This window comes from Vibrio sp. D431a, from assembly GCF_030248655.1.
GTDB classification, from domain to species: Bacteria; Pseudomonadota; Gammaproteobacteria; order Enterobacterales; family Vibrionaceae; genus Vibrio; species Vibrio alginolyticus.
Genome location: NZ_JAHGAP010000015.1, coordinates 306,748 through 330,324, shown reverse-complemented (window position 1 = coordinate 330,324; position 23,577 = coordinate 306,748). Strand labels below are relative to the sequence as shown.

22 protein-coding genes are annotated in these 23,577 nt (G+C 44.1%); 11 read left to right on the top strand and 11 right to left on the bottom strand.

The annotated features are described in order from the left end of the window. Nucleotides 1-159: 159 nt before the first annotated feature. From KJB35_RS14525 to KJB35_RS14515, 3 genes are all read right to left on the bottom strand, one after another. Nucleotides 160-477 (bottom strand): GIY-YIG nuclease family protein, encoded by a 318-nt coding sequence (locus tag KJB35_RS14525; RefSeq protein WP_053304534.1) that lies wholly within the window; start codon nucleotides 475-477, stop codon nucleotides 160-162. Beyond that, nucleotides 474-1,124 (bottom strand): YceH family protein, encoded by a 651-nt coding sequence (locus tag KJB35_RS14520; RefSeq protein ID WP_054576121.1) that lies wholly within the window; start codon nucleotides 1,122-1,124, stop codon nucleotides 474-476. The genes KJB35_RS14525 and KJB35_RS14520 overlap by 4 nt, the downstream gene beginning before the upstream one ends. Nucleotides 1,125-1,289: 165 nt before the next feature. After that, the gene (locus KJB35_RS14515) at nucleotides 1,290-1,514 is read right to left on the bottom strand and encodes a hypothetical protein (protein WP_005385630.1); all 225 of its coding nucleotides are present in this window, start codon (nucleotides 1,512-1,514) and stop codon (nucleotides 1,290-1,292) included. 220 nt (nucleotides 1,515-1,734) lie between these two features. Here KJB35_RS14515 and KJB35_RS14510 point away from each other — a divergent pair, with 220 nt between their 5' ends. Further along, nucleotides 1,735-2,049, top strand: coding sequence for a DUF496 family protein (locus KJB35_RS14510; protein WP_005373603.1), 315 nt, complete (start codon nucleotides 1,735-1,737; stop codon nucleotides 2,047-2,049). Nucleotides 2,050-2,170: 121 nt separating this feature from the next. Beyond that, nucleotides 2,171-3,514: an MATE family efflux transporter gene (locus tag KJB35_RS14505; RefSeq protein WP_054576122.1), complete on the top strand. Its 1,344-nt coding sequence runs from the start codon at nucleotides 2,171-2,173 to the stop codon at nucleotides 3,512-3,514. Nucleotides 3,515-3,582: 68 nt separating this feature from the next. On the opposite strand, the gene KJB35_RS14500 is transcribed toward KJB35_RS14505, so the two are convergent. Further along, nucleotides 3,583-6,210 carry an ATP-binding protein gene (locus tag KJB35_RS14500; RefSeq protein WP_213907773.1) on the bottom strand — a complete coding sequence of 876 codons (2,628 nt, stop codon included), beginning with the start codon at nucleotides 6,208-6,210 and terminating at the stop codon, nucleotides 3,583-3,585. A 615-nt stretch (nucleotides 6,211-6,825) separates the two neighbouring features. On the opposite strand from KJB35_RS14500, the gene KJB35_RS14495 reads away from it, so the two are divergent. Both KJB35_RS14495 and KJB35_RS14490 read left to right on the top strand, forming a co-directional pair. Further along, a complete protein-coding gene (locus KJB35_RS14495) occupies nucleotides 6,826-8,259 on the top strand; it encodes a glyceraldehyde-3-phosphate dehydrogenase (protein ID WP_017635170.1) in 1,434 nt (477 codons plus the stop codon). 240 nt (nucleotides 8,260-8,499) lie between these two features. Further along, nucleotides 8,500-8,721 (top strand): hypothetical protein, encoded by a 222-nt coding sequence (locus KJB35_RS14490; protein WP_005373607.1) that lies wholly within the window; start codon nucleotides 8,500-8,502, stop codon nucleotides 8,719-8,721. Between the two features lie 142 nt (nucleotides 8,722-8,863). On the opposite strand, the gene KJB35_RS14485 is transcribed toward KJB35_RS14490, so the two are convergent. From KJB35_RS14485 to KJB35_RS14475, 3 genes are all read right to left on the bottom strand, one after another. After that, nucleotides 8,864-9,478 (bottom strand): LysE family translocator, encoded by a 615-nt coding sequence (locus KJB35_RS14485; RefSeq protein ID WP_005373611.1) that lies wholly within the window; start codon nucleotides 9,476-9,478, stop codon nucleotides 8,864-8,866. Between the two features lie 109 nt (nucleotides 9,479-9,587). Further along, nucleotides 9,588-10,502, bottom strand: a complete 915-nt coding sequence (locus tag KJB35_RS14480; RefSeq protein ID WP_238975695.1) for a LysR family transcriptional regulator — start codon at nucleotides 10,500-10,502, stop codon at nucleotides 9,588-9,590. Nucleotides 10,503-10,542: 40 nt separating this feature from the next. Beyond that, the gene (locus KJB35_RS14475; protein ID WP_005373615.1) at nucleotides 10,543-10,998 is read right to left on the bottom strand and encodes an Lrp/AsnC family transcriptional regulator; all 456 of its coding nucleotides are present in this window, start codon (nucleotides 10,996-10,998) and stop codon (nucleotides 10,543-10,545) included. A 327-nt stretch (nucleotides 10,999-11,325) separates the two neighbouring features. Between KJB35_RS14475 and yjeH the strand changes: the two genes are divergently transcribed. Continuing rightward, on the top strand, nucleotides 11,326-12,588 hold the full coding sequence (gene yjeH / locus KJB35_RS14470) for an L-methionine/branched-chain amino acid transporter (RefSeq protein WP_017819874.1): 1,263 nt from the start codon (nucleotides 11,326-11,328) through the stop codon (nucleotides 12,586-12,588). Here yjeH and KJB35_RS14465 read toward each other — a convergent pair whose 3' ends face one another. Then, nucleotides 12,589-14,034: a PLP-dependent aminotransferase family protein gene (locus tag KJB35_RS14465; RefSeq protein ID WP_234499181.1), complete on the bottom strand. Its 1,446-nt coding sequence runs from the start codon at nucleotides 14,032-14,034 to the stop codon at nucleotides 12,589-12,591. A 100-nt stretch (nucleotides 14,035-14,134) separates the two neighbouring features. Between KJB35_RS14465 and KJB35_RS14460 the strand changes: the two genes are divergently transcribed. Continuing rightward, a complete protein-coding gene (locus KJB35_RS14460; protein ID WP_005373620.1) occupies nucleotides 14,135-14,791 on the top strand; it encodes a pyridoxamine 5'-phosphate oxidase family protein in 657 nt (218 codons plus the stop codon). Here KJB35_RS14460 and KJB35_RS14455 read toward each other — a convergent pair. Continuing rightward, nucleotides 14,772-16,094 carry an ATP-binding protein gene (locus KJB35_RS14455; RefSeq protein WP_017819871.1) on the bottom strand — a complete coding sequence of 441 codons (1,323 nt, stop codon included), beginning with the start codon at nucleotides 16,092-16,094 and terminating at the stop codon, nucleotides 14,772-14,774. The genes KJB35_RS14460 and KJB35_RS14455 overlap by 20 nt on opposite strands. Nucleotides 16,095-16,097: 3 nt before the next feature. Beyond that, a complete protein-coding gene (locus tag KJB35_RS14450; protein ID WP_005373624.1) occupies nucleotides 16,098-16,790 on the bottom strand; it encodes a response regulator transcription factor in 693 nt (230 codons plus the stop codon). Nucleotides 16,791-17,156: 366 nt separating this feature from the next. On the opposite strand from KJB35_RS14450, the gene KJB35_RS14445 reads away from it, so the two are divergent. Together KJB35_RS14445 and KJB35_RS14440 are read left to right on the top strand one after the other, a co-directional pair. After that, nucleotides 17,157-18,698 carry a hypothetical protein gene (locus KJB35_RS14445; RefSeq protein ID WP_262593117.1) on the top strand — a complete coding sequence of 514 codons (1,542 nt, stop codon included), beginning with the start codon at nucleotides 17,157-17,159 and terminating at the stop codon, nucleotides 18,696-18,698. A gap of 12 nt (nucleotides 18,699-18,710) precedes the next feature. Further along, entirely contained in the window at nucleotides 18,711-19,400 is a 690-nt protein-coding gene (locus KJB35_RS14440) for a hypothetical protein (RefSeq protein ID WP_186585458.1), read from the top strand. 86 nt (nucleotides 19,401-19,486) lie between these two features. Here KJB35_RS14440 and KJB35_RS14435 read toward each other — a convergent pair whose 3' ends face one another. Continuing rightward, a complete protein-coding gene (locus tag KJB35_RS14435) occupies nucleotides 19,487-20,488 on the bottom strand; it encodes an AraC family transcriptional regulator (protein ID WP_005373633.1) in 1,002 nt (333 codons plus the stop codon). Nucleotides 20,489-20,595: 107 nt separating this feature from the next. On the opposite strand from KJB35_RS14435, the gene KJB35_RS14430 reads away from it, so the two are divergent. From KJB35_RS14430 to KJB35_RS14420, 3 genes are all read left to right on the top strand, one after another. Continuing rightward, nucleotides 20,596-20,922 (top strand): MFS transporter, encoded by a 327-nt coding sequence (locus tag KJB35_RS14430; RefSeq protein WP_017635162.1) that lies wholly within the window; start codon nucleotides 20,596-20,598, stop codon nucleotides 20,920-20,922. Continuing rightward, the gene (locus tag KJB35_RS14425) at nucleotides 20,922-22,145 is read left to right on the top strand and encodes an HlyD family secretion protein (protein WP_213907770.1); all 1,224 of its coding nucleotides are present in this window, start codon (nucleotides 20,922-20,924) and stop codon (nucleotides 22,143-22,145) included. Before KJB35_RS14430 ends, KJB35_RS14425 begins: the two co-directional genes overlap by 1 nt. 101 nt (nucleotides 22,146-22,246) lie before the next feature. Then, entirely contained in the window at nucleotides 22,247-23,569 is a 1,323-nt protein-coding gene (locus tag KJB35_RS14420) for an AarF/ABC1/UbiB kinase family protein (protein WP_186585460.1), read from the top strand. Nucleotides 23,570-23,577: the final 8 nt, after the last annotated feature.

Genomic DNA, 23,577 nt, shown 5'->3' with positions numbered 1-23,577 from the left:
ATGACGTAGAGACATTTCGCGCTTTTCATACTCAGGACCTGTAAACAGAACACCAGCCCATTATGCGTCAGTTTATTCCTACATGGTACTCCAAAAACAAAAAGAAACCGCCAATGTGACATAGGCGGTTTCCGTGTATCTTTGCGTAGCAAGGGCTTATCAGAGTGCCACTATCTCTAACATCATTTGTTGATGTTCGTCGACGACAATATTTGCTTTTGACATAACGAGCAGCTCTTTTTTCGCTTTAGTTAGTTGCTTAATATAGTACTCTGCTCGCATGGCAAGCGTCTTTGACTCAAAATCCGATGACCATTCCAATACCAAAGGGCCTTTTCCCTTCAAAGCTTTCGCTCCTTTTCCGGTTTGGTGCTGATTGAATCTTCGTTCAACATCATTGGTAACACCACAATACAACGCGTTGCGGTTATTTCGTATCAGGTAGACACTCCAACGCTGCGTTGTATTTTCCATCATGAAAGCAGTGACTCAACCTTAGCTTTTAATTCATCCAGCTCTTCTTTCAGCTGAGCGACTTCGAGCTCTAGCTGACTTACTCGATCGGAGCTCGAGATTGCAGCAGACACAGGCGCTGCAAGTTCGGACGCATCAACATCACCACAGAACAAATGCATATAACGCGACTCCCGCTTACCAGCCTCACGTGGTAATTTGACCACTAATGGTCCTTTCTCTTCGCTTGCTAAATGCTCAAGGACCGTTTCCACTTCTTTTACATCATGAAATGTCGCGAGACGATTAGTACGAGTACGAATTTCCCCAGGTGTTTGAGCACCGCGCAAAAGCATACAGCATACAATGCCCTTCTCCTGCTCTGTCAGCTTTAAATCACCAAATTCCGTATTACAGAAACGGTGTTGATACTTGCTGACGCGGCTGTTGAACGCACTTTCGTCACTGACGAGCCTGCGCTCAATAAGAGCATCAACGGCATCGAGTACGTCTGACTCAGAGAGTGACATCACGGGATCACGGTTGCTTTTTTGATTACACGCGTTGGTTAATGCGTTCAGGCTGAGGGGGTAAAGATCTGGGGTAGTGACTTCTTTTTCGATCAAGCAACCAATAACTCGTGCTTCAATTGCCGTTAGCTCAACTTTCATAATGCATTTCCTTATTATTTTTGCATTTGACTTTGTACCTAAATCGCTTCGAAATCATACGCCATAAATTCACACAGCAGTGCAAGAAGCGTTAGCGGTTCAGGTGTTGGTGTCAGGCTAAAGCATAGCGTAAGACCTGACACCCCTTACGAATAGGGTCAGGTATCAATGCTCCGAGAGAATCGGCACTCTCGTCAAATTGCCATCTTGGTCGACCATCATTATTTTTGAACGATTAAGCTCAACTTCGATGATTTCGAGTTGCTCGCGTGCGTTGATATACGCCGTTTTTAACTTTTCAGCCACAGAGCGAGTGACTTGCTCATTATCTTGACTATTTACTTGCTCCGCAGTGTTACCAGAGTCCATATCAAGTTCATCATTTTGCATTCAATAGTGTTGATAATATAGTGAAGGCCACGTTATGACAATGAATCGATGGATTCTACGATGTTGGCCAAAACTCGAAGAAAGCAGCACGATTATATGGACACAGCGCAATTGGTTGAGAAATGTTCAACTCTGCATTGCTATTGATCTAAAGACTGTTATGCCACTGGATGTTGTGCTTTAATCGAGGAAGATATTCATAAAATTAGGAAAGAGAACTATGAGTAGCGTATTTGAAATCGTTAACCAAGCTCGTCGTAAAAACAAACTAAAACGTGAGCTTCTTGATAACGAGAAGAAAGTTCGTGATAACCGTAAACGTGTTGATCTTCTAGAAAACCTTCTAGACTACATCAAACCAGAAATGACTCACGATGAAATCGTCGCAATCATCAAAAATATGAAAGCAGACTATGAAGATCGTGTTGATGACCACATCATTAAAAGCGCTGAGATCTCTAAAGCACGTCGTGACATCAGCCGTCGCATTCGTGAGCTGACTGAAGAAGACAAGCAAACTAGCGGCAAAAAATAAACGCGTAAGCTAGATTTTCGAACCCCGAGCAAGAATATCTTCCTCGGGGTTTATTTTTGTCTCTAAACTAACCGCCGTGTACAATCAATCTAACTCTTATTCCTAACGCATTCAGCTTTCTATGTCTTCAACTACGACAAGTACACAACCAACGCTTGCAAAACAATTATTTACAATGACCTGGCCAATGCTTTTTGGCGTTCTGTCTTTAATGAGCTTTCAGCTTGTGGATAGCGCGTTTATCGGTCAGCTCGGCGTTTTACCGTTAGCCGCTCAAGGTTTCACTCTGCCTTTGCAAATGGTCATTATCGGCATTCAAGTCGGTCTAGGGATCGCAACGACAGCGGTCATTTCTAAAGCTCTTGGGGCGAATGAAAGTCGGTATGCCAAACAACTTGGCGGATTGGTATTGATGATCGGCTCAATTGGTGTCGCGATTTTTGGCGGGCTAATTTGGCTTTTGCGCTACCCCATTTTAGCTCTATTAAGCGCTCCAGAATCTGTTATGCCGATAATCGACAGTTACTGGCCTTGGTGGTTATTAAGCTCATGGACTGGTGCGGTTTTGTATTTTTACTACAGTATCTGCCGAGCTAATGGCAATACAATGTTACCTGGCACAATGATGATGATAACCAGCGGCGTGAACCTTGTACTCGATCCGCTATTTATTTTCACGTTTGACTTGGGTATTAACGGAGCGGCAATAGCAACCATCGTCGCTTTTGGGTTTGGTATTTTAGTCGTAGCTCCTCGCGTGAAGAAGAATCACTGGGCAACGACACAATGGCAAGATCTTAACGTAGCCAAAAGTGTTGCATCTATCGGTAACATTATGGGCCCTGCGATGATTAGCCAACTGCTGCCACCGTTGTCTTCCATGCTAGCAACAAAATTATTGGCAAGCTTTGGAACCGCAGCAGTCGCCGCTTGGGCGCTTGGTTCACGCTATGAGTTCTTTGCTATCGTTTCGGTCTTGGCGCTGACAATGTCTATGCCTCCAATGGTTGGACGCTTACTTGGAGCAAAGAACTATGAAGATATCCAAAGGCTCGTCAGCATTGCCGTAAAATTCATTCTAGGTTTCCAACTTTTGATTGCTGCCATTACATTTGCCGTCGCAAACCCACTCGCATTATTGATGACAAGTGATGTGCAAGTGGAGCAAGTCTTGGAAATGCATTTACTGATAGTGCCGATCAGTTTGGGTTCATTAGGGGTTTGTATGCTAATGGTTTCTCTTTGTAATGCATTAGGCAAATCTTACACCGCGCTCACCATTTCAGCGCTGCGCTTGTTTGTCTTTTTCCTACCGTGCTTGTGGGTTGGCGCTCAAATGGATGGAATCCGAGGTTTACTCTTAGGCGCTTGTATCGGCAACCTGTTAGCTGGTGTTTCCGCATACCTAACCTATCGCCAAACCATACGCAAACTCGCAGGCGGTCAAGCCAACGCACAACAATGAATAATCAGAACTAAGCCCCTGAAGTGGGGCTTTATCGTTTTGACACCTTGTCTAAGTTGAAATGTTAGCTAGGCGAGTTTTAATTCACTAAAGAGCTCAAATAACTGGTTCGATTTATACGGCTTAGGTAAATAAGCATCCATGCCTGCCGCAAAACAGTTGTGGATGTCTTCTTCCAAAACACTCGCAGTGAGTGCGATAATCATCGTTTTTTCGCGTCCTGCTTTCTTTTCCCAACGACGAATTTCTTTCGTCGCGGTCAGTCCATCCATCACGGGCATCATGCAGTCCATTAAAATTGCATCGAATTCTTCTCCCTTTGTGATGGCTTCTAACGCTTCTTGACCGTTGCTTGTTATCAAATAGTCATAACCTGCTTTATCCAGAAAAAAACTCGCTATTTTCTGGTTCATCAAATTATCCTCCGCAATTAAGATCCTCCGATGAGAGCGCGACACTCGATATTCAGAGCTGACAACATTATTGGTGACATTGTCACTTGATATAGTCTTTTCAACCTTAGCTAAATCATCAATGACATGCTTAAATCGATTGCCAAGGAAAGGTAATGTGAGTACGGCATGTACTTTTTCTGCATTTTCGTAGGGAGTGGATAAATGATGCTGGCAAATAATCACACGGCGAAGATCGTAATTAAATGATAGATTATCCAAGATTTCATCGGTATTAGCGTCGTTACTGTGGCACAGAAATATGACATCAAAGTCATCATTTATCGCTTGCACTTCATTCACATTATTAACACCAAAGAGATTGATTTTCGCTAAGCGACACTCTTTTAATACTTGGTCGGCGTAGTCGTAATTTGAGCAGATCAAAAGCCCTTTATTAATCACCTCAGAACGCCAGCCAAACACCGGAATTGCTTCAACCTCAATCGAGAATTCAAAGCATGTGCCCACTCCTTTTGTAGATGTTGCTACGAGCTTGCCCCCCATCATCGACACAAGCTGACAACAAATTGCCAAACCCAACCCTGTGCCGCCAAATTGCCTCGACACTCCTTCATCTTCCTGAGTAAAGGGTTCAAAAATCGTGGTTAACTTATCTTGATCAATGCCTATTCCGGTATCTTCTACTTTAAACGTCAGCACTCCACGTTCTTTCTCAGGTAACTCCTCATAACTAACATCAACGCATACATGCCCACTTTCGGTAAACTTAACCGCATTCGATACCAGATTCGTAACTACCTGTTTGACACGATGATCATCGACCATCACGCGAATGGGGATATTTTCAGCTAAATTAATACCTAACTTTAGCTGTTTAGATGTTGCTTTGGATTGGAATAAAATCATCGACTGATACACGACTTCTCGGATATCCGCTTCTACTAGTGACAGATCCAATCGTCCAGACTCGATTTTAGAGAGATCCAATATATCGTTAAGTAAAGTAAGCAGTGTTTGAGATGAGGAGTCAATGTCATCAACAACTTCTTGTTGATGCGAAGACAACTCACTTTGAGAGAGTATTTCTGTCATGCCCATGATCCCGTTAAGGGGCGTGCGTATTTCATGTGACATGTTGGCAAGAAACACAGATTTTGCACGATTAGCCGATACTGCTGACTCTTTTGCATGCAGTATTTCTTCAGTTTGTCTCTGCATTTCTTCAACCACTCGATTCACTTGCTGAGCAAAAATGGTCAGTTCATCACTTCCATCAACTTTGACTTTTGTTTGCTTCTCTTCGGAGTTGATCAACGCGTTTAAAGTATGAATGATCGCATCGAGTTTGCTGTTAACTCGGAACCAAGTACTAAATCCGAGCCAACAAAGCAGGATAACCACTAAGGCAACGCCAAAACTGATCATCGCTATATTGGCCTTTTGTTCATGAACCTGCGTGAGAAGCGACTGCTCAGTTTGTTTGGTGAACCCATCAATGAGCACTTGTAAGCGCTGCACACGAAAATCGAGTTCTTTTAAATACGCGGCATAGTCACTTTGTGACATGTCTCCTGACATTAATTGTCCGCGAGACGCCAAGTTTCTCTGATATCTCGGCGAAGTAAACAAGCCAAGCAATTTATCCACTTGCTCGTATGACCCACCTAAGTTTAAAAACGCATCCAAATTTTGCTGCTGTCGGTCAATCGCCTGATAAAACATACTTTGACTTAGCCGACTCTCAGGGTCTTGGACTAAACGGTTCGTCAGCCAAGCTTCTTTCTGTGTCCAAAAAGAGAGCTGAGCAAGGTAGGCAATAAAATTTTGCATGCGAATGCCGTCGTCACTGCCATACCATTGATGATTTTGCAACAAAGAGCGCGACATATTTTGGAGCTGTTGAAATGCCCAATCACCCATCTCACTCAATCTACCTGACAATACCCCCAGCATGGCTTCTTTCAGGTCATCAGCATACTCAGCAGTATTAGGGTTACTCACAAACTTTTGATGCAAAGAAGAAATAACTTCACCTTGTTCTTCAATATTAATGGCTGCAGAGACTTGAAGATCAGGCTGTCGGCGTACTTTCTCTATGGAGTAAATAAAGTGGGAGGCCTTGGATATCAATTGGAAACCTTGAATATTGCTAACCGTTTGATTGAGACGGCTCACGCGCAACGCATTATCAGAAAACTGCTGAACTGCAAACACCACTATTACCACAGCGGGTAATAGTGCGAGGAGTGCTAAGCGTGTTTTTATTGATAATCTCAACATCCATCAGCCTAATGGTTGATTTCATCCGTTTATTTAATATTAGACTAGTTTCCCGCATTGAAAGGCATATACGACATTGTTACTTTCAAACAACATTCACCTACCTAGACTATGGTTATTGTGAGTGTTTTATCATCGGCTAATGAAGTGGCAATTGTGATTCAAGTCATATTTTTTGATCTTAAAGTTGGATGCAAACAATAAAGTTTCACTCACAACTAAGAGTCGCCTCACTTTTCAGGAAATCATCTATTGTATGTTTACCTATTGAGTTGCCTTATCGAGGAAAATCACACAAAAATGCAAAATATCCATTTTTGTCAACAAAACTAATTTGAAAGCAAACGTTATCATCGCAAAAAAAGTAAGTTACTTTCTAAATGTCAATACGTGAAAACCACTGCTTTAGTCACATTAATCCACCACTAACGTCCCCTTAAGTAGTGTTTTACACTGGATTTAATTTTCCTAGCAGAATAAGGACTCCGACCTTAGAATCCGCACACATAACTATTACAACCCGATTACATAACCCACCACACTCTTGCACGCTGCCGAAGAGGCAACAGCAGAGAGTATGGTTAGCCCCCAAAACGTGAAAGGTCTAATACAACAATGAGTCCAGAGAAATATCTCCAAGACTGGCAAACTAGCCAAACGATTGCTGAATCTATTTCCCCTCTAATTGGTAAGCTATATCGTCAAAAAGGAATCGAAGTGGTTCTGTTTGGTAAAACGCTTATTAATGCTACTACTATAGACATTCTCAAAACTCATCGCGTTGCAAGACGTTATACCGGTAACCCACTTTCGCTTGAGCACACGATGCCTATTATTCAAGCGCTTTGTGAAATGAGCATTTCTTCATGCCGTGTCGATGTTGGCCAATTGGCAACTATGTACTGGAATGAACATGACGATACAAGCTCTCTAAACGATTTCCTTATCACTGCACTTGATGGCGCTCGCGACGCAGATTCTTCACTGAAAGCGCGTGATGTGGTTCTTTACGGGTTCGGTCGCATTGGTCGACTACTTACTCGCCTTCTCATTGAGAAAAGTGGTCCAGGTTACCCACTAAGACTACGTGCGATTGTGGTTCGTGGCGGTAAAAAAGGCGATTTGGAGAAGCGTGCTAGCTTGCTGCGTCGTGACTCAGTTCACGGTCAGTTCAACGGTAGTATTGTTATCGATGAAGAGCGCAAAGCACTGATCGTTAACGGCAACTACATCCAAATCATCTACGCAAATAATCCAAGCGAAGTGGATTACTCAGCTTTCGGTATCAATAACGCGCTAGTTGTTGATAACACAGGTGTTTGGCGTGATTCTGAGGGTCTGAGCCAGCACTTAGCGTGTCAAGGCGCAGAGAAAGTACTGCTAACAGCACCAGGTAAAGGTGACATCAAAAACGTTGTATTCGGTGTAAATGAGTCTGTAATTCAAGAAGATGACACCATCATCTCTGCGGCAAGCTGTACAACAAATGCAATCACGCCAGTCCTTAAGGCTCTGAACGATAAATATGGTGTTCTTTCTGGCCATATTGAAACCGTGCACTCATACACAAACGACCAAAATTTGATCGACAACTTCCACTCTGGTGACCGTCGCGGACGTAGTGCTTCACTAAACATGGTTCTGACTTCAACAGGTGCGGCAAAAGCAGTTGCTAAAGCATTGCCAGAGCTTGCAGGCAAGCTAACAGGCAACGCGATTCGCGTACCGACACCAAACGTATCTATGGCAGTCGCTAATCTAAACTTAGGTGAAGACGTAGACCGTGATTCACTGAACGATTACTTGCGTGAAATGGCGTTGAACTCTGAGCTTTCGGCACAGATTGACTACACCGATTCAACAGAAATTGTATCAACTGACTTAGTTGGTTCTCGTCATGCAGGCGTCGTAGATGGTCAAGCGACTATCGCACAAGACAAGCGTTGTGTACTTTACATCTGGTACGACAACGAATTCGGTTACAGCTGCCAAGTTGTGCACTGTATGGAACAAATGATGGGTGTTCGTTACCAAACATTCCCTCGATAGGTGAACTTTGCTCCACAACGTTAACCACATAGCGTAGCGGACAATATCTCATATTTGTTCTAAATAATAAGCGCCATGCGCATTACTAATATTTTTCCCCGTTTATACGCCTGATCACCCTCAGGCGTTTTTTCGTTTCATTCATTTGACACTCTCCGGACAAAGTGAACGTCAGCATTCATGTTTTGTTCATGTTCACAGCATTAATCTGAGCACATAAATTACAGAGAGGTCATGATTATGAATCGGATTATTGTAACTGCACTAGCACTGATTACCGGCTTTTTTACGTTAGTATTTAGCTTGATCATTGCGATTCCGTTGACCATCGCAGCATTAATTACCGGTAAACGTATTGAAAAGCGCGTCAAGAAAATGCAGAGAGAAATGCACGAAGAGTATGAGTTTAATACAGGTAAAGCAGATGCGATTGAAGGTGAATTTGAAGAGGTTCGCCGGTAAGTAAATAAGATTTAGATGAGTTTCTCTCCCCCGACCGCTCCTGAGAAACTTCTTGCTTTCACCCTGTCCTTAAAATGGCAGGGTGCTTTTTTGAAAAGCAGCCACACGGGCTGCTTTTAGTATTTCTGTCTTGCGAGCTTGTCTATACCGTTACGACCACTCTAAGAGCCAGCAGCATGAGTACTACCCCTGACAAACGATCAATCAACACTGCCTTAGAGCGAATTCTGTCAACGACTTTAGAGCTCGATAGCACTAGGGTAATAAAGGTGTACCAAAGCCCATCCACAACAAACGGCGTGGCAACAATGATCATCTGATTACTCAAATCATTACCGAGCGCGACAAACTGACTGAATAATGCGATAAAAAACAAAGCAATTTTGGGACTTAAAATCGAGATAAAAAAGCCTTCTCGCGCAGACTGGATTACCGTTGTTTCCTCACCTGACTCCAACTTCGCAGCCACACCACCTTTTGAACGCAAAGCATTAAACCCTAAATACGCAAGATATGCCGCACCCACAAGGCTAATCGTCTTGAACAGCATCGGGCTTTGCTGCAAAACAACAGCGAGCCCAATCAAGGTAATAAACGCATATATACCAATGCCAAACGCATGAGCCCAAGCCGTAGCTAATCCATTGATACGTCCACCAGCCAACGAGTGCTTAGCGACAATAGCTAAGCTGGGACCTGGTGACATAGCCCCTAATAAACACACGGTAAAAAGTGATAACCAAACTGTTAGTGTCATAAGAATCTCCCCTCTTTGAAGCTCACTCTATCAACGGAAGAGGTATAATTAGAAATCAAAGTTATTCATACTAATCATGACTTCAAGTCATAGCTAAACGGTGTACGTATTAGCGAATGGAATACTCAGAGATTTGCATTACTGAGCGAATCTCTTCTCGCACCCATTTATGCGCAGGATCCGTGTCGTATTTGGGGTGCCACATTAACCAATATTGATGAATAGGTGTTTCGAGTGGTAATGCTTTATGGGTTACGTCCCAATGTTTAGCGAGGTTAACGGCAATATGTTCAGGAGCCACCATCAGGTGCTCACTTGCAACTAAGCGATTGATCGCAGCAGAGAAGAATGGAACCTTAAAGGTAACGTGGCGGGTGTGCCCTAGCTCTTTCAATGCTAAATCAGTGTAGGAATCTTTGTCTCCGCCGCCAGTCACTTTAATGTGTGAATATGAAATCAAGTCTTCAATACTGATCTGGTCCTGCTTTGCTAACGGATGAGAAGATTTCATCAAACAAACTGATGAATCCTCACCAATTTTAACGCTCGACACACTCTGTGGTTTTTCTGGATACATAGAAGACGCGATATGGATGCCCGTCTCATGAAGTTTATCAAGAAAGTTGGGTTGCCACAGTCGGTACGCCATATCTAACTGTGGCGCTTGTTCACCCAAGTGAGAGGCAATATCGGGCAATACGTATTGCGCCACGTAGTCACTAGAAGCAATAACAAGCTCACCTTGCCACTGCCGCGGCTCAAAAGGTTGGTCATCGAGTAAATGGTCAAACTCAGCCAGTAATGCATCAAGCTTTGATTTTAACGCTATTGCTCGTGGCGTTGGTATCAGTTGATTACCTTGACGAATAAGCAGTGGGTCACCACACAGATCGCGCAATTGTGCAAGCTGTCGACTGACGGCAGACTGCGTAATGTGCAAACGGTCTGCGGTCCGGCTGACATGACACTCCTCTAAAAGTACATGCAAGGATCTAAGTAGATTCAAATTAATGTTGTTTAACATATTCGCTCAGAAGGGTTTTCAACATGGCATCCATTCATGGTCACTTCACAAACAGGTTCCCAGTCGTGTTAAAGAATTCAGCTAAGACGGTATGAGTCATCAGGTTTCGAAGCTCTGGATATCGTTGAATTTGATCTCTGATTTCGTTCAAGCGAGCCATCGTAGGCACTTCGACAAAAACCATCATGTCCGTCTCACCGCTGATCGCATGACACCATTTTACGCCATCAATTTTGTATAACTCGTCCGCGTATGATTCGCAATAATACGTAGAGGTTGATTTATCGAACTTTAAGGCAAAATAGGCGCAAATCGAATCCCCACCCGAAGGTGCAATTTCAGCGTGATACCCTAGAATCACTTTGTCATGCTCTAGCTTACGAATACGGGCCGTTACCGCAGAACGAGAAAGGTTTACTTTATCCGCAATTTCAGTCACCGACAGCCGAGCGTTGTGCCTGAGCAGATCCACAATCTTATGATCAAACTTGTCCATACCGTTACCAAGCTTTCCTTATTTTTCTCATTCTATACCGATTCTAACTGCATAAGAAACCAACATTTTGTTGGAATTATTTAAAACAACCGTCATATTGACGGTTTAGTAAATCATTTTGTTATTAACATTTTGGATATGCTATTTGGCGGGCATGAGATGAGTGCTGTTATCCATTTCAACAGAAAATAGATAACACATTGAAATCAAATTCCCAACTTAAGTGCTCAGCACATAAATAGCATCGCTTAAACACATAAAACGAAATAACCAGAAGCCACAAGCTTTTTCGTAATAAGCCTCATAACATTGGATGAATCAATTCGCATGGAAGAGCTCAAAAAAGACATTTCACTCACATCAGGTATCGCACAGTTATCCACCACATTAATGGGAACTGGGCTGTTTATGATCCCGGCTATCGCAGCAGGTATAGCTGGCCATTTTTCACTATGGGCTTGGATTTTATTGTTCATCGCGATTTGTCCTATTGCGCTGACTTTTGCTCAACTGGGTAAACGATACCCCAACGCGGGCGGAACAGCCTTTTTTGTACGCAAAGCCTTTAACGCCAAACTGGAAAGTAGTGTCGCTTGGCTATTTGTTAGTGTCATTCCGGTAGGGGTTCCGGCCGCGATTGCACTCGCCGCAGGCTTCCTACAACAAATATTGCCAGAGCCTATTAGCAACAATCTGTTTGCACAAATTCTGACGGTAGTACTACTTGTGTTCGTCAACTTGATGGGCACAAAATCATCAGGTCATTTACAAACTCTTATTGCTTTGAGTGTCTTCGCACTTGTTGGCGCATTTTTATGGAAAGGCGACGTTAACAGCGCCGATCTTGTGATGCCCGCCATCACACAAGAGTCAATTTGGCCTATTACCGCAGCGTTAGGCGTGATGTTCTGGTGTTTTGTTGGCATAGAGGCTTTTGCCCATATGGGGGAAGAGTTCAAAAACCCTCAAAGAGATTTCCCTATTGCCATTGTGGTCGGTTGTTTTGTAGCAGGGGCTACCTATTGGGCATGCTCTGTCGTTATTTTAAAATTTGGCGCGTATGGTAACGCTCAATTTGATAACGCATCCATCCCCTGGCTTAGTGCCCAACTACTAGGCGATGGAGCCAAATGGATAATCAGCTTGATAGGTTTCTCCGCTTGTTTCGCGAGCGTTAACTTATACACACAGAGTCTAGCGCGAATGGTCTGGGCTCAAGCTCGTGAACATCGTCCTTCTAGTCCACTAGCCAAGATTTCACGTCGTGGTGTCCCTTTCTCAGCCACCATATTAGTTGGCGGTATATTATTGATATCTTGTGTGATAGGAACCCTATCACAGCTCGATCTGGAGTTTTTCCTAAAACTCGCAAACAGTGTATTCGTTCTGGTTTACATGTTGGCGATGTTAGCCGCTTTCAAATTGCTTCGAGGATTTGGTAAAACACTTGCGGGACTGTCCCTACTGCTTTGTACCGGTGTTTTTATATGTTTAGGCTGGTCAATGTTTTATGCACTTGGCATTTTTACTCTACTTTTACTGCCTTGGAAACAGTGGCGACATAAGCGACAAACACGTGTAGTTGAATAGTCATCGCTTCCCATTTCGAAATATGTGAGCTAAACGTTGGATACCAGCGTCTATGTTCTCTAACGCGATATTGCCGTAACCAAGCACGGCACCATGCCAGTGACGTGCTTGAAAATCTGGGGGTTCATAATAGCTCAAAGGTCGCAAGATGATCCCTTCATGCTCTGCCATTTTTGTAAAACGCTGCTCATCCATACCGTCTTGCCATTTCAACGTAATATGAAGCCCCGCCGCTTGGCTAACGACGCAAACACGGTCGCCAAAATACTGTTGAATGGATAAATGCATCTGTTCATGCTTAGTTTTGTACAGTCGACGCATTTTTCGAATATGACGTAATAACCCACCTTCAGTAATAAAATCTGCCAATGCTTCTTGTGTATGCGTCGGCGAATCACCACTTAACGCGTCCTTAACCACTAAGCATTGCTCTACTAAACGTTCAGGAACTACAAGGTAGCCAAGCCGCAATCCGTTAAACATCACTTTACTGAAGGAACCCACATACAACACGCGATCATCTCGACCCATTTGAGCTGCTAGCCCCTGTAAACTGGTATAGGGACGATGAGCAAACTGAAATTCGCTGTCATAATCGTCCTCGATGATCCAACTTGATTGTTCGACCGCCCAGTTGATGATCTTTCCTCTTTGCTCGGTATTGAGTGTGGTGCCCATCGGATATTGATTACTTGGTGTAATATACAGCGCATCGGCATCGCTTGAGGTCACCGCTTCCACATCAAAACCTAATTTCTCTCTTACGAACAAAGGCTCAAATTGATAGTTTTGGAACTGAATCAACTTCCGCATTTGCGCGTAACCTGGTTGCTCCATCAGAACCTTATCACCTTGTTTGAGCACTACCATCGTCGCAATCGACAACGCTTGCTGCGCCCCAGAGGTAATAATAATGCGCTCTGGAGAACAATTCACTGAACGGCTTGATGCGAGGTAGCCAGCTAAAGCACAGCGCAATGCCCAACTACCCTGAATATCTTGATTCCCCAACAAGCAAGTACGAGACATATGGCGAGTGAGTAACTTTTGCCATTGCGCCATCGGAAATGCGTCCAAATCCGGCACACCCGGTGCAAATGCGCGGTTGATATCAAAGTGAGCTTTCGGTGATGAGTCTCTCTGAACTGAACTAGGTTCAGGCAAGTACTGCTCTGGCAGTTCTACGGCAACATAAAAGCCAGAACCTTTTTGGCTGTTCAAGTACCCTTCCGCCACTAACTGTTCGTAGGCAGAAATCACGGTATTCCTACTTAGATTAAGCTCTTGTGAAAGCTTCCGCGTAGAAGGCAGCTTCCCATTCTTCACCCACAGTCCTTGAACAATTTTCTTGCGAATAGCCAAAAACAACGCTTGCTGACGCGTTCCTTCACTGTCTTTTAAATGTAGGTCACCGATATCAATCAAAGACAAACTGGATCCATCCATTAGTTAAAACTGGCTCTCTTTAAGCTACCAGTTAAACGCTACATTGCAATCAAAGAATGAGGATAAATCGCTCGTAATCGTGAGCAAGCAAGGAGAGAAAATGCTATCCAACACCAATAGAACGGAAATTAAGAAAGGCGCACATAAAGCCGTCTCTGATGTTAGCAAACTGCACGCCATCATAGATGAAAGCCTAATCGCTCATATTGCGATAACCAACGAGTCAGGCCCTGTGGTCATCCCTATGCTGGCATGGCGTGTCGATGATTACGTGTATATCCATGGTGCCAACAACAGTCGACTATTACGCTCACTCAAACAAGGAGTGCAAACGTGCTTAACCTTTACTTTGTTTGATGGTTGGGTATTGGCTCGAAGTGCGTTTCACCACAGTGCGCATTATCGCAGTGTTGTGGTCTTTGGCCAGTTTGAGATGGTGGAAGATAACCAAGAGAAAGACAGGTTGCTGAATCACTTTATTGAACAGATCGCTCCGGGGAGAACAGAACAAGTCCGTTTGAGTAATGAAAAAGAACTCAAAGCCACCATGCTGCTGCGTATTCCACTCCTAGAAGCATCAGTGAAAATCAGCAATTTTGGCGTCAACGACGATGCGGAAGACATGGACATCCCTGTTTGGGCAGGTGTCCTACCCTACCGAACCGTCGTAGGTCCGCTGCAAGCTTGTGACGATTTGTATGAAGGTATCGCAGAGCCAGACTACCGCAGTGCCTACTCTAACCGTTGGCAGGAATAAGCACCGTAAAACGTGCGCCGCCTAAGTGACTCTCGCCGACAGAAAGCTCCCACCCCAGTTGCCGCGCTGCACTGGTAGCGATGGCAAGCCCTAAACCAAAGCCTTTCATGTCGGCGTTGCGGCTTTTGTCTAAGCGCGAAAATGGCATAAATACTTCTTCTCGCATCGCCTCAGGGATGCCCGGACCATCGTCCTCAATATCGATGCTCCAGCAATCCGCTACCGTTCGAATCGTCACCTCAACGCAGGACTCACCGTAACGCTTGGCGTTTTGCAGTAAATTATCGAGGACGAGGTTACCCAAAGTAGGCTGAAAGTGAATCAATTGGTTCGCGAGTTCATTTTCTGCTCTCAACATGGCGGACTCTAAGCCTAGGTAATTCATGCGGCTTTTACACCAAAGTGGCAGTTCCATGGTTTCAACAGAATCGATCCATGAGTGGTTTTTCACACTCAAGCGAGACAGCATGACGATGTCGGATGTTAAATCCGTCACTACATCAACGTATCGTTCAATATCGTCATGTAACTCTGCCTGCATTTCACCACTCGTGCGTCGAGCTAAATCCGTCGCTAGCTGAATACGACTCAGCGGAGTGCGCACTTCATGAGGAATAGCTTGAGTAAAGATGTGTGTTTGGCGCACTCGTCTCTCAATCTCTTCAGACATGCAGTTGAAGCCTTGGGCGAGCTCTTTCACGGGTTGCGAAAATTGCTTTAGCTCGACTCGCGTATTCAACTCACCAGAACCAAATTGTTGTTGCGCAGCCGTTAGTTGCCGAATTTGGCGGTCAAGACGTCGTACAGGTATGTAAACCATAATGCCTAAACTGCATACAACAACCAAAAGTAGAGTAAGTATAAATACAATCTCAGAATCTTCATTCCAATCAACGTGTGGGCTAAAGAAATCCGTTTTTTCTTTGAAAACTAAACTCTTCGAAGTGTTAGGCAAAGGGAATACCGCAGCATAGGTACTGCCATCAATAAGATAAACAGGTATCCCTTGCATACGGTACAGCAGATTACAATCTCGACAAGGCGGTGATCCGTCCCAGTTTTCAACCAATGTTAAATCAAAGATAAAGAAATCTTGCTTGCCGTTTTCGGTTAACTTCTTGTAGAGAGAATCCGGAGTGCCTCGTTGCTCAATGTATTGATCGACAAAATAAGCACCGTCACTCAAAAAAACACCGACTTCTGTTTTGCGCATGTACTCTTCCCCCATAAAGAGAAACAAAGCAACAGTCAGCGCAAGGCCAGTTACTAACCCCACATATAGACGAGTAAACAGGGAAAACATGCGTCATTTACCTGTCAGCATGTAGCCGTGGTGACGTATGGTTTTAATGGTAGCCGTATGGATATGAGCCTTAGAGAATTTCTTCCTTAGTGAGGATATACGCATATCAATCGAACGATCAGTAATACAGTATTCAATGCCTCGGGCAAGACGGCAACATGATTCACGAGATACTGGCTTATCGACATTCAGCATCAGGAGCTCTAAAATTTCAAACTCAGAACTCGTTAAACCAATATCTTTTTGCAAATAAAATGCTTGGGAGCGACGAAGACAAAGACTAATGCCATATCGGCTCAGCTTTTCTTCTTCAACGATATCAACTTGACGACAATAGCGACGCAACGCTGCTTCAATACGGGCGAGAAGGATATTGCCTTTTATCGGTTTGGTAAGGTAATCATCAGCACCAAACTTAAATAAGCTCACCTCGCTCATTTCATCATCGGTCGCAGTCAAAACAATGATAATACCATGATAAAACTTACGCGCCTCTTGACATATTTCTGCGCCATTTTTTCCTGGTAACATCAAATCTAACAGCACTAGGTCCGGCTTGAGCCCCTTAATCGTTTCTAATGCATTTTGACCGTTATCGATGACAGTTACCGTATATCCTTCGGCTTCGAGGTACATTTTGGTTAATCGAGCAATCTCTGAGTCGTCTTCTACCAGTAAGATTGTATTACCCACCATGAATCATTTACTCCACCAATATGATGGAGGGAGTATATCGCTCGTCCTATACTGCGCAACCTACTTAAATGATAATTTTAATAAAACGCAGGCTTACATACGCTTACAAACCATACATATACGATAATCCTAATCATTCTATACCCCTAAAACCATGCAATAACCTGAGGTTTTATTCATTACCAGAATATAGCTTCACATAGAAAATAAAATTCGGAATAAAAATCCACTATATTTTTAAATATATCGAATAATAGGTCTTACCAAAAAACAATATCAACATATATGACTTAGTTTGCTTATATAGACAGGACTTTATGTTGCTTCTAAGTTTCCTGCTCTAATAAAGTCTACGAGTAACATGAAATGAGATATTCCAAATTAACACCTTTAGCCATATTTTGCGCGATAAGTCTAACTGCTTGTGGCGGCAGTGAATCTAATTCGAAACCATCGACAACGACACCTCCAACACCACCAATGCCTACATTGAGCACTGTCACAATCCCAACTGTCGTTTCTACAGAGTTTCCGGCCAAGTTAAAAGTGGCTGCTGATTCGGGCTTCACCCACTATGTGAAAATCTCCCTTTCCGAAGCAAACAACAACGATACATTTCACATTGTGGCTGTTGATGACGGTGCGAATAATGAAAAAATCTTTCGTGCAGCCAAAATCATCCAACACCTTCTCACAAACCAACCAGACTCTAAGTACGGTGCTGACAAGTCTCGTATCGCTAAGACATTAGCCGAGCGTGATGCCACACTAATGCTGACCGAAAACGACGAACAGAATGATGAGATGTTAACCAAAATCTTTATCAACGAACTGATTCGCCAAGGCAAATTGAACGATGCAGTTACAAGCTCGGGCTTAGCACACTCTTTTGATACTAGTTCTCTAGAAAAGTTTGTTGTAAGCATGATGGTACTTAACGAAGATGATATGGATACACTTGTCACATCTATCGCGTCAACATTAGTAACTAGTAAAGAAACACCAAACTGGCTAAGGAATAGCCAATCTTTAATGTATCGAGAACTGACAGTTGAAGGCGATTGCCATTACATGAGTAATTTTGCCGATTACTGCGCCAATCTTGGTAAAAAAGCCGAACGAGACGCCGCTTTTGAAGAAATTTTACACTTGGTCCAAGCGCAAGGTATTGCACCTAACACGGCGACTGCGGCACTGCAAAATGACATTCAAGCTCATGCGTTAAGCATCTATAACGATATTCAATCGGGCAAACCGACGGTGTGGCGCCCTACTCAGTATGACTGGGACGATTGGAAATCGGACGACTTCGATCCTGAAAGTGTGAAACAAACGGGCCCTTCATATTCTCACGAATATTTTGCTGCCGCTTTTGAAGCTTACATGGGTGTAGCAAAAGCAAACGGACATGGTTTAGATGGCTACCAAGCGTTAACGCGTGAAGAAATGCAAACCCAAGATCCACAAGCCGTTGATTGGATCAGTGGCTTATTCCACGGATACTTGCAATATACCGCGAATATCGACTCTGCGGGCGTCAAGCTCTACACAGAAAAGACAAATCCAGGCACAGTACCTACCTTCCGTATGGCTCCCAACAAAGACGGTTTGATAGAAGCGTACACCTACAAATCTCAGTGGTTAACAAAAGTGAAGATCATTGGCGACGACGCGATGAATGTGATCGGTAATGATCAAAACAATACTTTTGAAGGCAACAGCAAAGACAACAGCATTTATGGTGAAGGCGGTATCAACACCTATATCGTGCCACACAAACTGGCGGAATGTACTGTTATCAAAGCAAAGAGCGTTTCTGTTGAGTGCCCAAATACAGGCACTGACGAGTTGTACGACATTCAGAACATCCAATTCACCGACCAAACCCTAGATGTAACCAAGCTATAAACAATGAAAAACATGAAGAAACTTATTTTATTCGCTCCCTTGCTCCTTGTTGGTTGTGGTGGCCTAGCCGTCATGGATCGTACTGATGCCGTAAAAGCACAACCAGAAATGCTGATCAAAACCGACGGTGATTTTTGGGGATTCGGTGCGGATGGCCATTTTGATTTTGCTGGTAAGTACAAAGGCAAGTATTCACGCAGTGCTTCTAACTCAAGTTGGTTTAACCGTATCTCTTTCAAAGAAGGTTCAATGGGCGCAGAAGTGACTCGTATCGACAGCGGGGAAACTTGGCTTTTGAACTGCACTGGAGGCGGTATGTCGGTTAACTACATGGGCGTCGATTTTGGTGGGAATGATCCTTACACCTGTGACATTACTCAAGATGGTAAAAAAGTCGGTGAGTTTGCGATGGAGCCAAAATCCGCTCTCATCGACATCAGCTTTGAGAAAAAAGAGACAGGCGTAGTGCGTATTGGTAGCACCCAATTTAATGTAAAAACTGTACATACTAGTCCTGACGCCATGATGGCGGTAGACATTCCATTGGGTTATAGCTTTAAGGAAGGCACACAAGAAATTGCCGCTGTGCAGACGAACGGTACCATTGCGGTACAGATGCTCCCTGAACTTAGCGAACAAAAAAAGGATGTAATTGCCATCGGCGCTGTTGCAAGTGCACTAAGTTGGCGTCCTAAGAAATAGCCACCACATAAAACGACACAAAAAAATAACAAAGCCCTCAACTTTGAGGGCTTTTATTGCTTGTACTCATAGAGATAAGTGGAGCACTACTTCTCTAATCTTCCCGTATACTGCTTGGGCGTTAATCCACGATGTTTCTTAAACATACGATTGAAGCTCGCCACATTGGTGTAACCAAGGCGCGTGGCAATGTCATCAATACTCACGCGCTTACTCAACAAACCAGCTGCAATATTACTCAATACATAGCCAGAAACCGTCGAAAAATTGAGCCCTAATTTATGCAAACGACGTTGAAACTGCTGTTCAGATAAATCAAGCAGAGAAGACACGCGCTCTAACGTTGGCAATCCATAATGGCTGCTGTAGTTCACTACTTCATAAATCACTTTCAACTCGTCTTCTGGATCGGGCATATTAAGCAAATCATCCAAGTCGGAAAAACTCATCGCTAGACGGCTGTCTTCTCGATGGCTCACTTGGCGGGAGGCTAATCGGTCATCTCCCGGGATCCATATCTCTGTTTTTGGCTGACTCCATTCCACCTCGCAGCCGAAATATTCCCGGTATCGCTCAGTATTTTTTCTCGAGCCTGAAACCTTGACACGTAAAGGCTGGTAATCTTTGCCAAGAAATTCGCGTAACACCTTAATCATAAATACCGCACAGCGGATACTATCGTGCACCTTTACTGACGTTTCTATAAACGGGTTGTGGTAAGTCCATTTGATGATTTTACCCGACTGTTCGCCAGCAAAAAACGCCCCTGATTGTAGATTGCTCACACCATAATTCACTCGCCGAATGGTACTGGCTAAATCATTGCCGGAGAATAACCAGCGTCCCACTGGCCCTAGCTTTTGCAGTTCAATACCCCGGCTGAGACTCAACACCACATCCGGGTCAGCACTGGCTTGTTCAACACAACGATACCATTCCGCAACGGCTTTTAGCGGGATCAGTGTCATTGGGTTACGAAACACCGATACTGGGATTCCTAACTCATCCGAGTCCAAATTGTATTTAGATAACGCGAGGTTATGCATGTTTAGAATGCCCATCGCGCGAATAAACCGAACCGTTTTCATAACCAATTACATCAAATTTAATCCTATAGTGATTGAATCTGTCACAAAGAAAGCCGCAAATCAAATTCAGATCACAATACGCCAACAGTTTGATAGAGGAGTGTTTAATGAGTTTACTGAGTGTCCCATTTGTCGGTACAGGCGCAGATACGGCGTTACATGTTGTCGCTGCTGTCGTTTTAATTGCGAGTGTCGCGGGCGCGTGTTACGGCTTTTGGAAAATCCATGAATTGCCTATCAATAAAGCACACAGCAAAGACCATCATCAGATAGGGCTCATCACTGCGCTGACCTGGATAGGGTTTGTCTGGCACTGGGTTTGGGTGCTAGCCGTGATCTTTGCATTTGTTGATATGGAAAAAGCCATCATCAATCTGCGTGATACATGGAAAAGTAAACCGCAAACAGAAACACAGCCAAAAGAGGAAGCATAATGTTAGAAGGTTTAGCGGTATGGGCTCTCTTCATCTATCTGCTGCGTTTGGTTGGCATGCCTTGGAACAAAGCAACCAAATCGTTCGCTTATCTTGGCGGTTTGAGTTGGCTGATGTTCGTCTGGGTAGGTTTGATTAACTTCACCCCGATGGATTTATCCGGCGGTTCTGTCGTGCAGTCACCACACATCCAATTGCGTCCAGATTCAACCAATGTAAAAGGTAAAGTTGACCACATTTACATTGAGCCGAATCAGCAAGTTAAAGAAGGTCAGCTCATTTATGAACTTGACCCAACGCAATACAAAATCGCATTAAATCAAGCGAACGTATCCGCTGATTCTGCTCGCGTTGCATTAGCTACAGCAAAAGGCGACATCGAGATTGAAGAAGCTAACCACGAAGCGCTAGTGCAAGATCTAGAAACATCAAAGAGCCAGTTGGAAGCGGCGAAAGTTGACTACAAATTGCAGAAAAAAATGCTAGATCGTTATGTTGAGCAAAACCGAGTGGTGCACAACACCATCACGGAAAGCGATATCGACAAACAATCGAGTGCGGTTGATATGGCACGTCACAACGTGTTGACCCTTGAGTCTCAAATCAAGAAGAAACAAGTCGATATTTCCCGTGCAAAACTGGCGATTCATAAAGCGGAACTTGCAGTTGAAACCAAACAAGCCGAACTGCGCCAAGCGAAAGAGCAAATTGCAAAAGCGCAATGGGATTTGAATAGCACAAAAGTTCATGCCCCAACAGATGGCTTTGTCACCAACTTTATCCTGCGTGAAGGTCAGCGTGTATCAACGATGCCGCGTATCAACATGTACACCAACGAAAAGTACGTACTAATGCGAGTGAACCACCAGGCGATTCGTAACATCAAACCGGGTCAGCCAGCGGAATTCTCTTCGTCCGTTTACCCAGGTAAGATCTTCTCAGCGACCGTCGAAGGCATTGTTGAAGCAACAGGTGAGTCACAAGGTAATCTACTGGGTTTCGATGATTCCGTACGTGTCACCACTGGAAAGAACTTACAGAACAAACACCACTTTGTTCGTCTTAAGATTGATGAGCCAGAAGGCTACGACATCCCTGTTGGCTCTGTTGGCCTCGCATGGATCAGCGGTGAAAAACCGATAGGCTTCATGGCCTTCTTAGATGTGATTCGCGGGATCATCATCCGAATGAAGTCTCAACTGTACTTCTTCTACTCTATCTAAACTCGCAAACCGCCAGTTACGCTGGCGGTTTTCTTTTCATTTGTATCCAAACATATCCTTTTCCCGTATAACAATTAGTTAGTAAATAGCGGAGAAGATTCATGTCGGCAAAGGAAAGAAGCCTACCTACCCATCGCATCTCAAGATTCAGCAAGTTCGCTTCACTTGCTACCCGTGTCGCAGGCAATGTGATTGCAGAAGGCACGAAGCAGATAGCCAAAGGCAACAAACCAAAAGCGAAAGACCTCTTGCTGACGCCACAGAACATCGCGCGCTTAACTGACCAACTTGCTCACCTGCGTGGCGCTGCAATGAAGCTTGGTCAAATGCTATCAATGGATGCTGGTGATGTTTTAGAACCTGAACTTGCCGATATTCTTTCCCGTCTTCGTTCCAACGCAGACCCAATGCCTGCAAAACAACTCAACGCAGTAATGGAAAGTTCGCTGGGAACGAATTGGAAAGCTGAGTTTCTGTCATTTAACTTCAAACCAATCGCCAGTGCATCAATAGGACAAGTGCACCAAGCCTACAGCGATGCGGGCGATAACCTAGCCGTCAAAGTGCAATATCCGGGCATACGGAAAAGTATCGATAGCGACGTCGATAATGTCGGTACACTGCTCAAGGTCGTTGGGTTGATTCCCGAGTCTGTCGACTACAAAGGATTACTCGAAGAAGCGAAAAAGCAGCTACATGACGAGGCCGATTACGCACGAGAGGCACAATTTGCCATTCGTTATCATGACGCTTTGAAGGAGCACCCTCATTTTGTGGTGCCCAAGGTTCATACTGAAAGTTGCTCAGACTCCGTTCTCGCGATGGAATTCATTGATGGTAGCCCGATTGAGCAAATCGAACATTATGATCAGAGTACGCGAGATTTTGTCATGCACAGCCTACTCGAATTACTGTTTCGAGAGCTGTTCGAATTTAAGATGGTACAAACCGACCCAAATTTCGCCAACTACTTATATATCGAAAACACTCGTCAAATCGGCTTGCTAGATTTCGGGGCCACTCGAGAGTACAGCGAGCGGTTCAGCACTGGTTATCGCCAAGCTTTCGCATCTGTCGTTAACAATGACGAACAAGGCTTGAATAATGCGCTTGAACAAATAGGCTTCTTCAGCCAAACCATCCTTCCAGACCAACGCCAAGCGATTCTCGATCTAGTGAAAATGGCATGTGAACCGATGTTAGTTGATGAGCCTTATGACTTTAAAGCCAGCGGCTTAGCACAAAAGCTTCGCGAGGCTGGCACCATTCTAAGCATGGAGCAAGAATACTGGCATACTCCACCAGCAGATGCCCTATTTTTACACAGAAAAATCGGCGGAATGTACTTGCTGGCAGCCCGTATTGGCGCAAAAGTGAACATTCGCCAATTGGTACAGCCATATCTCACCATCAACAGCGAATAGCCTATTGT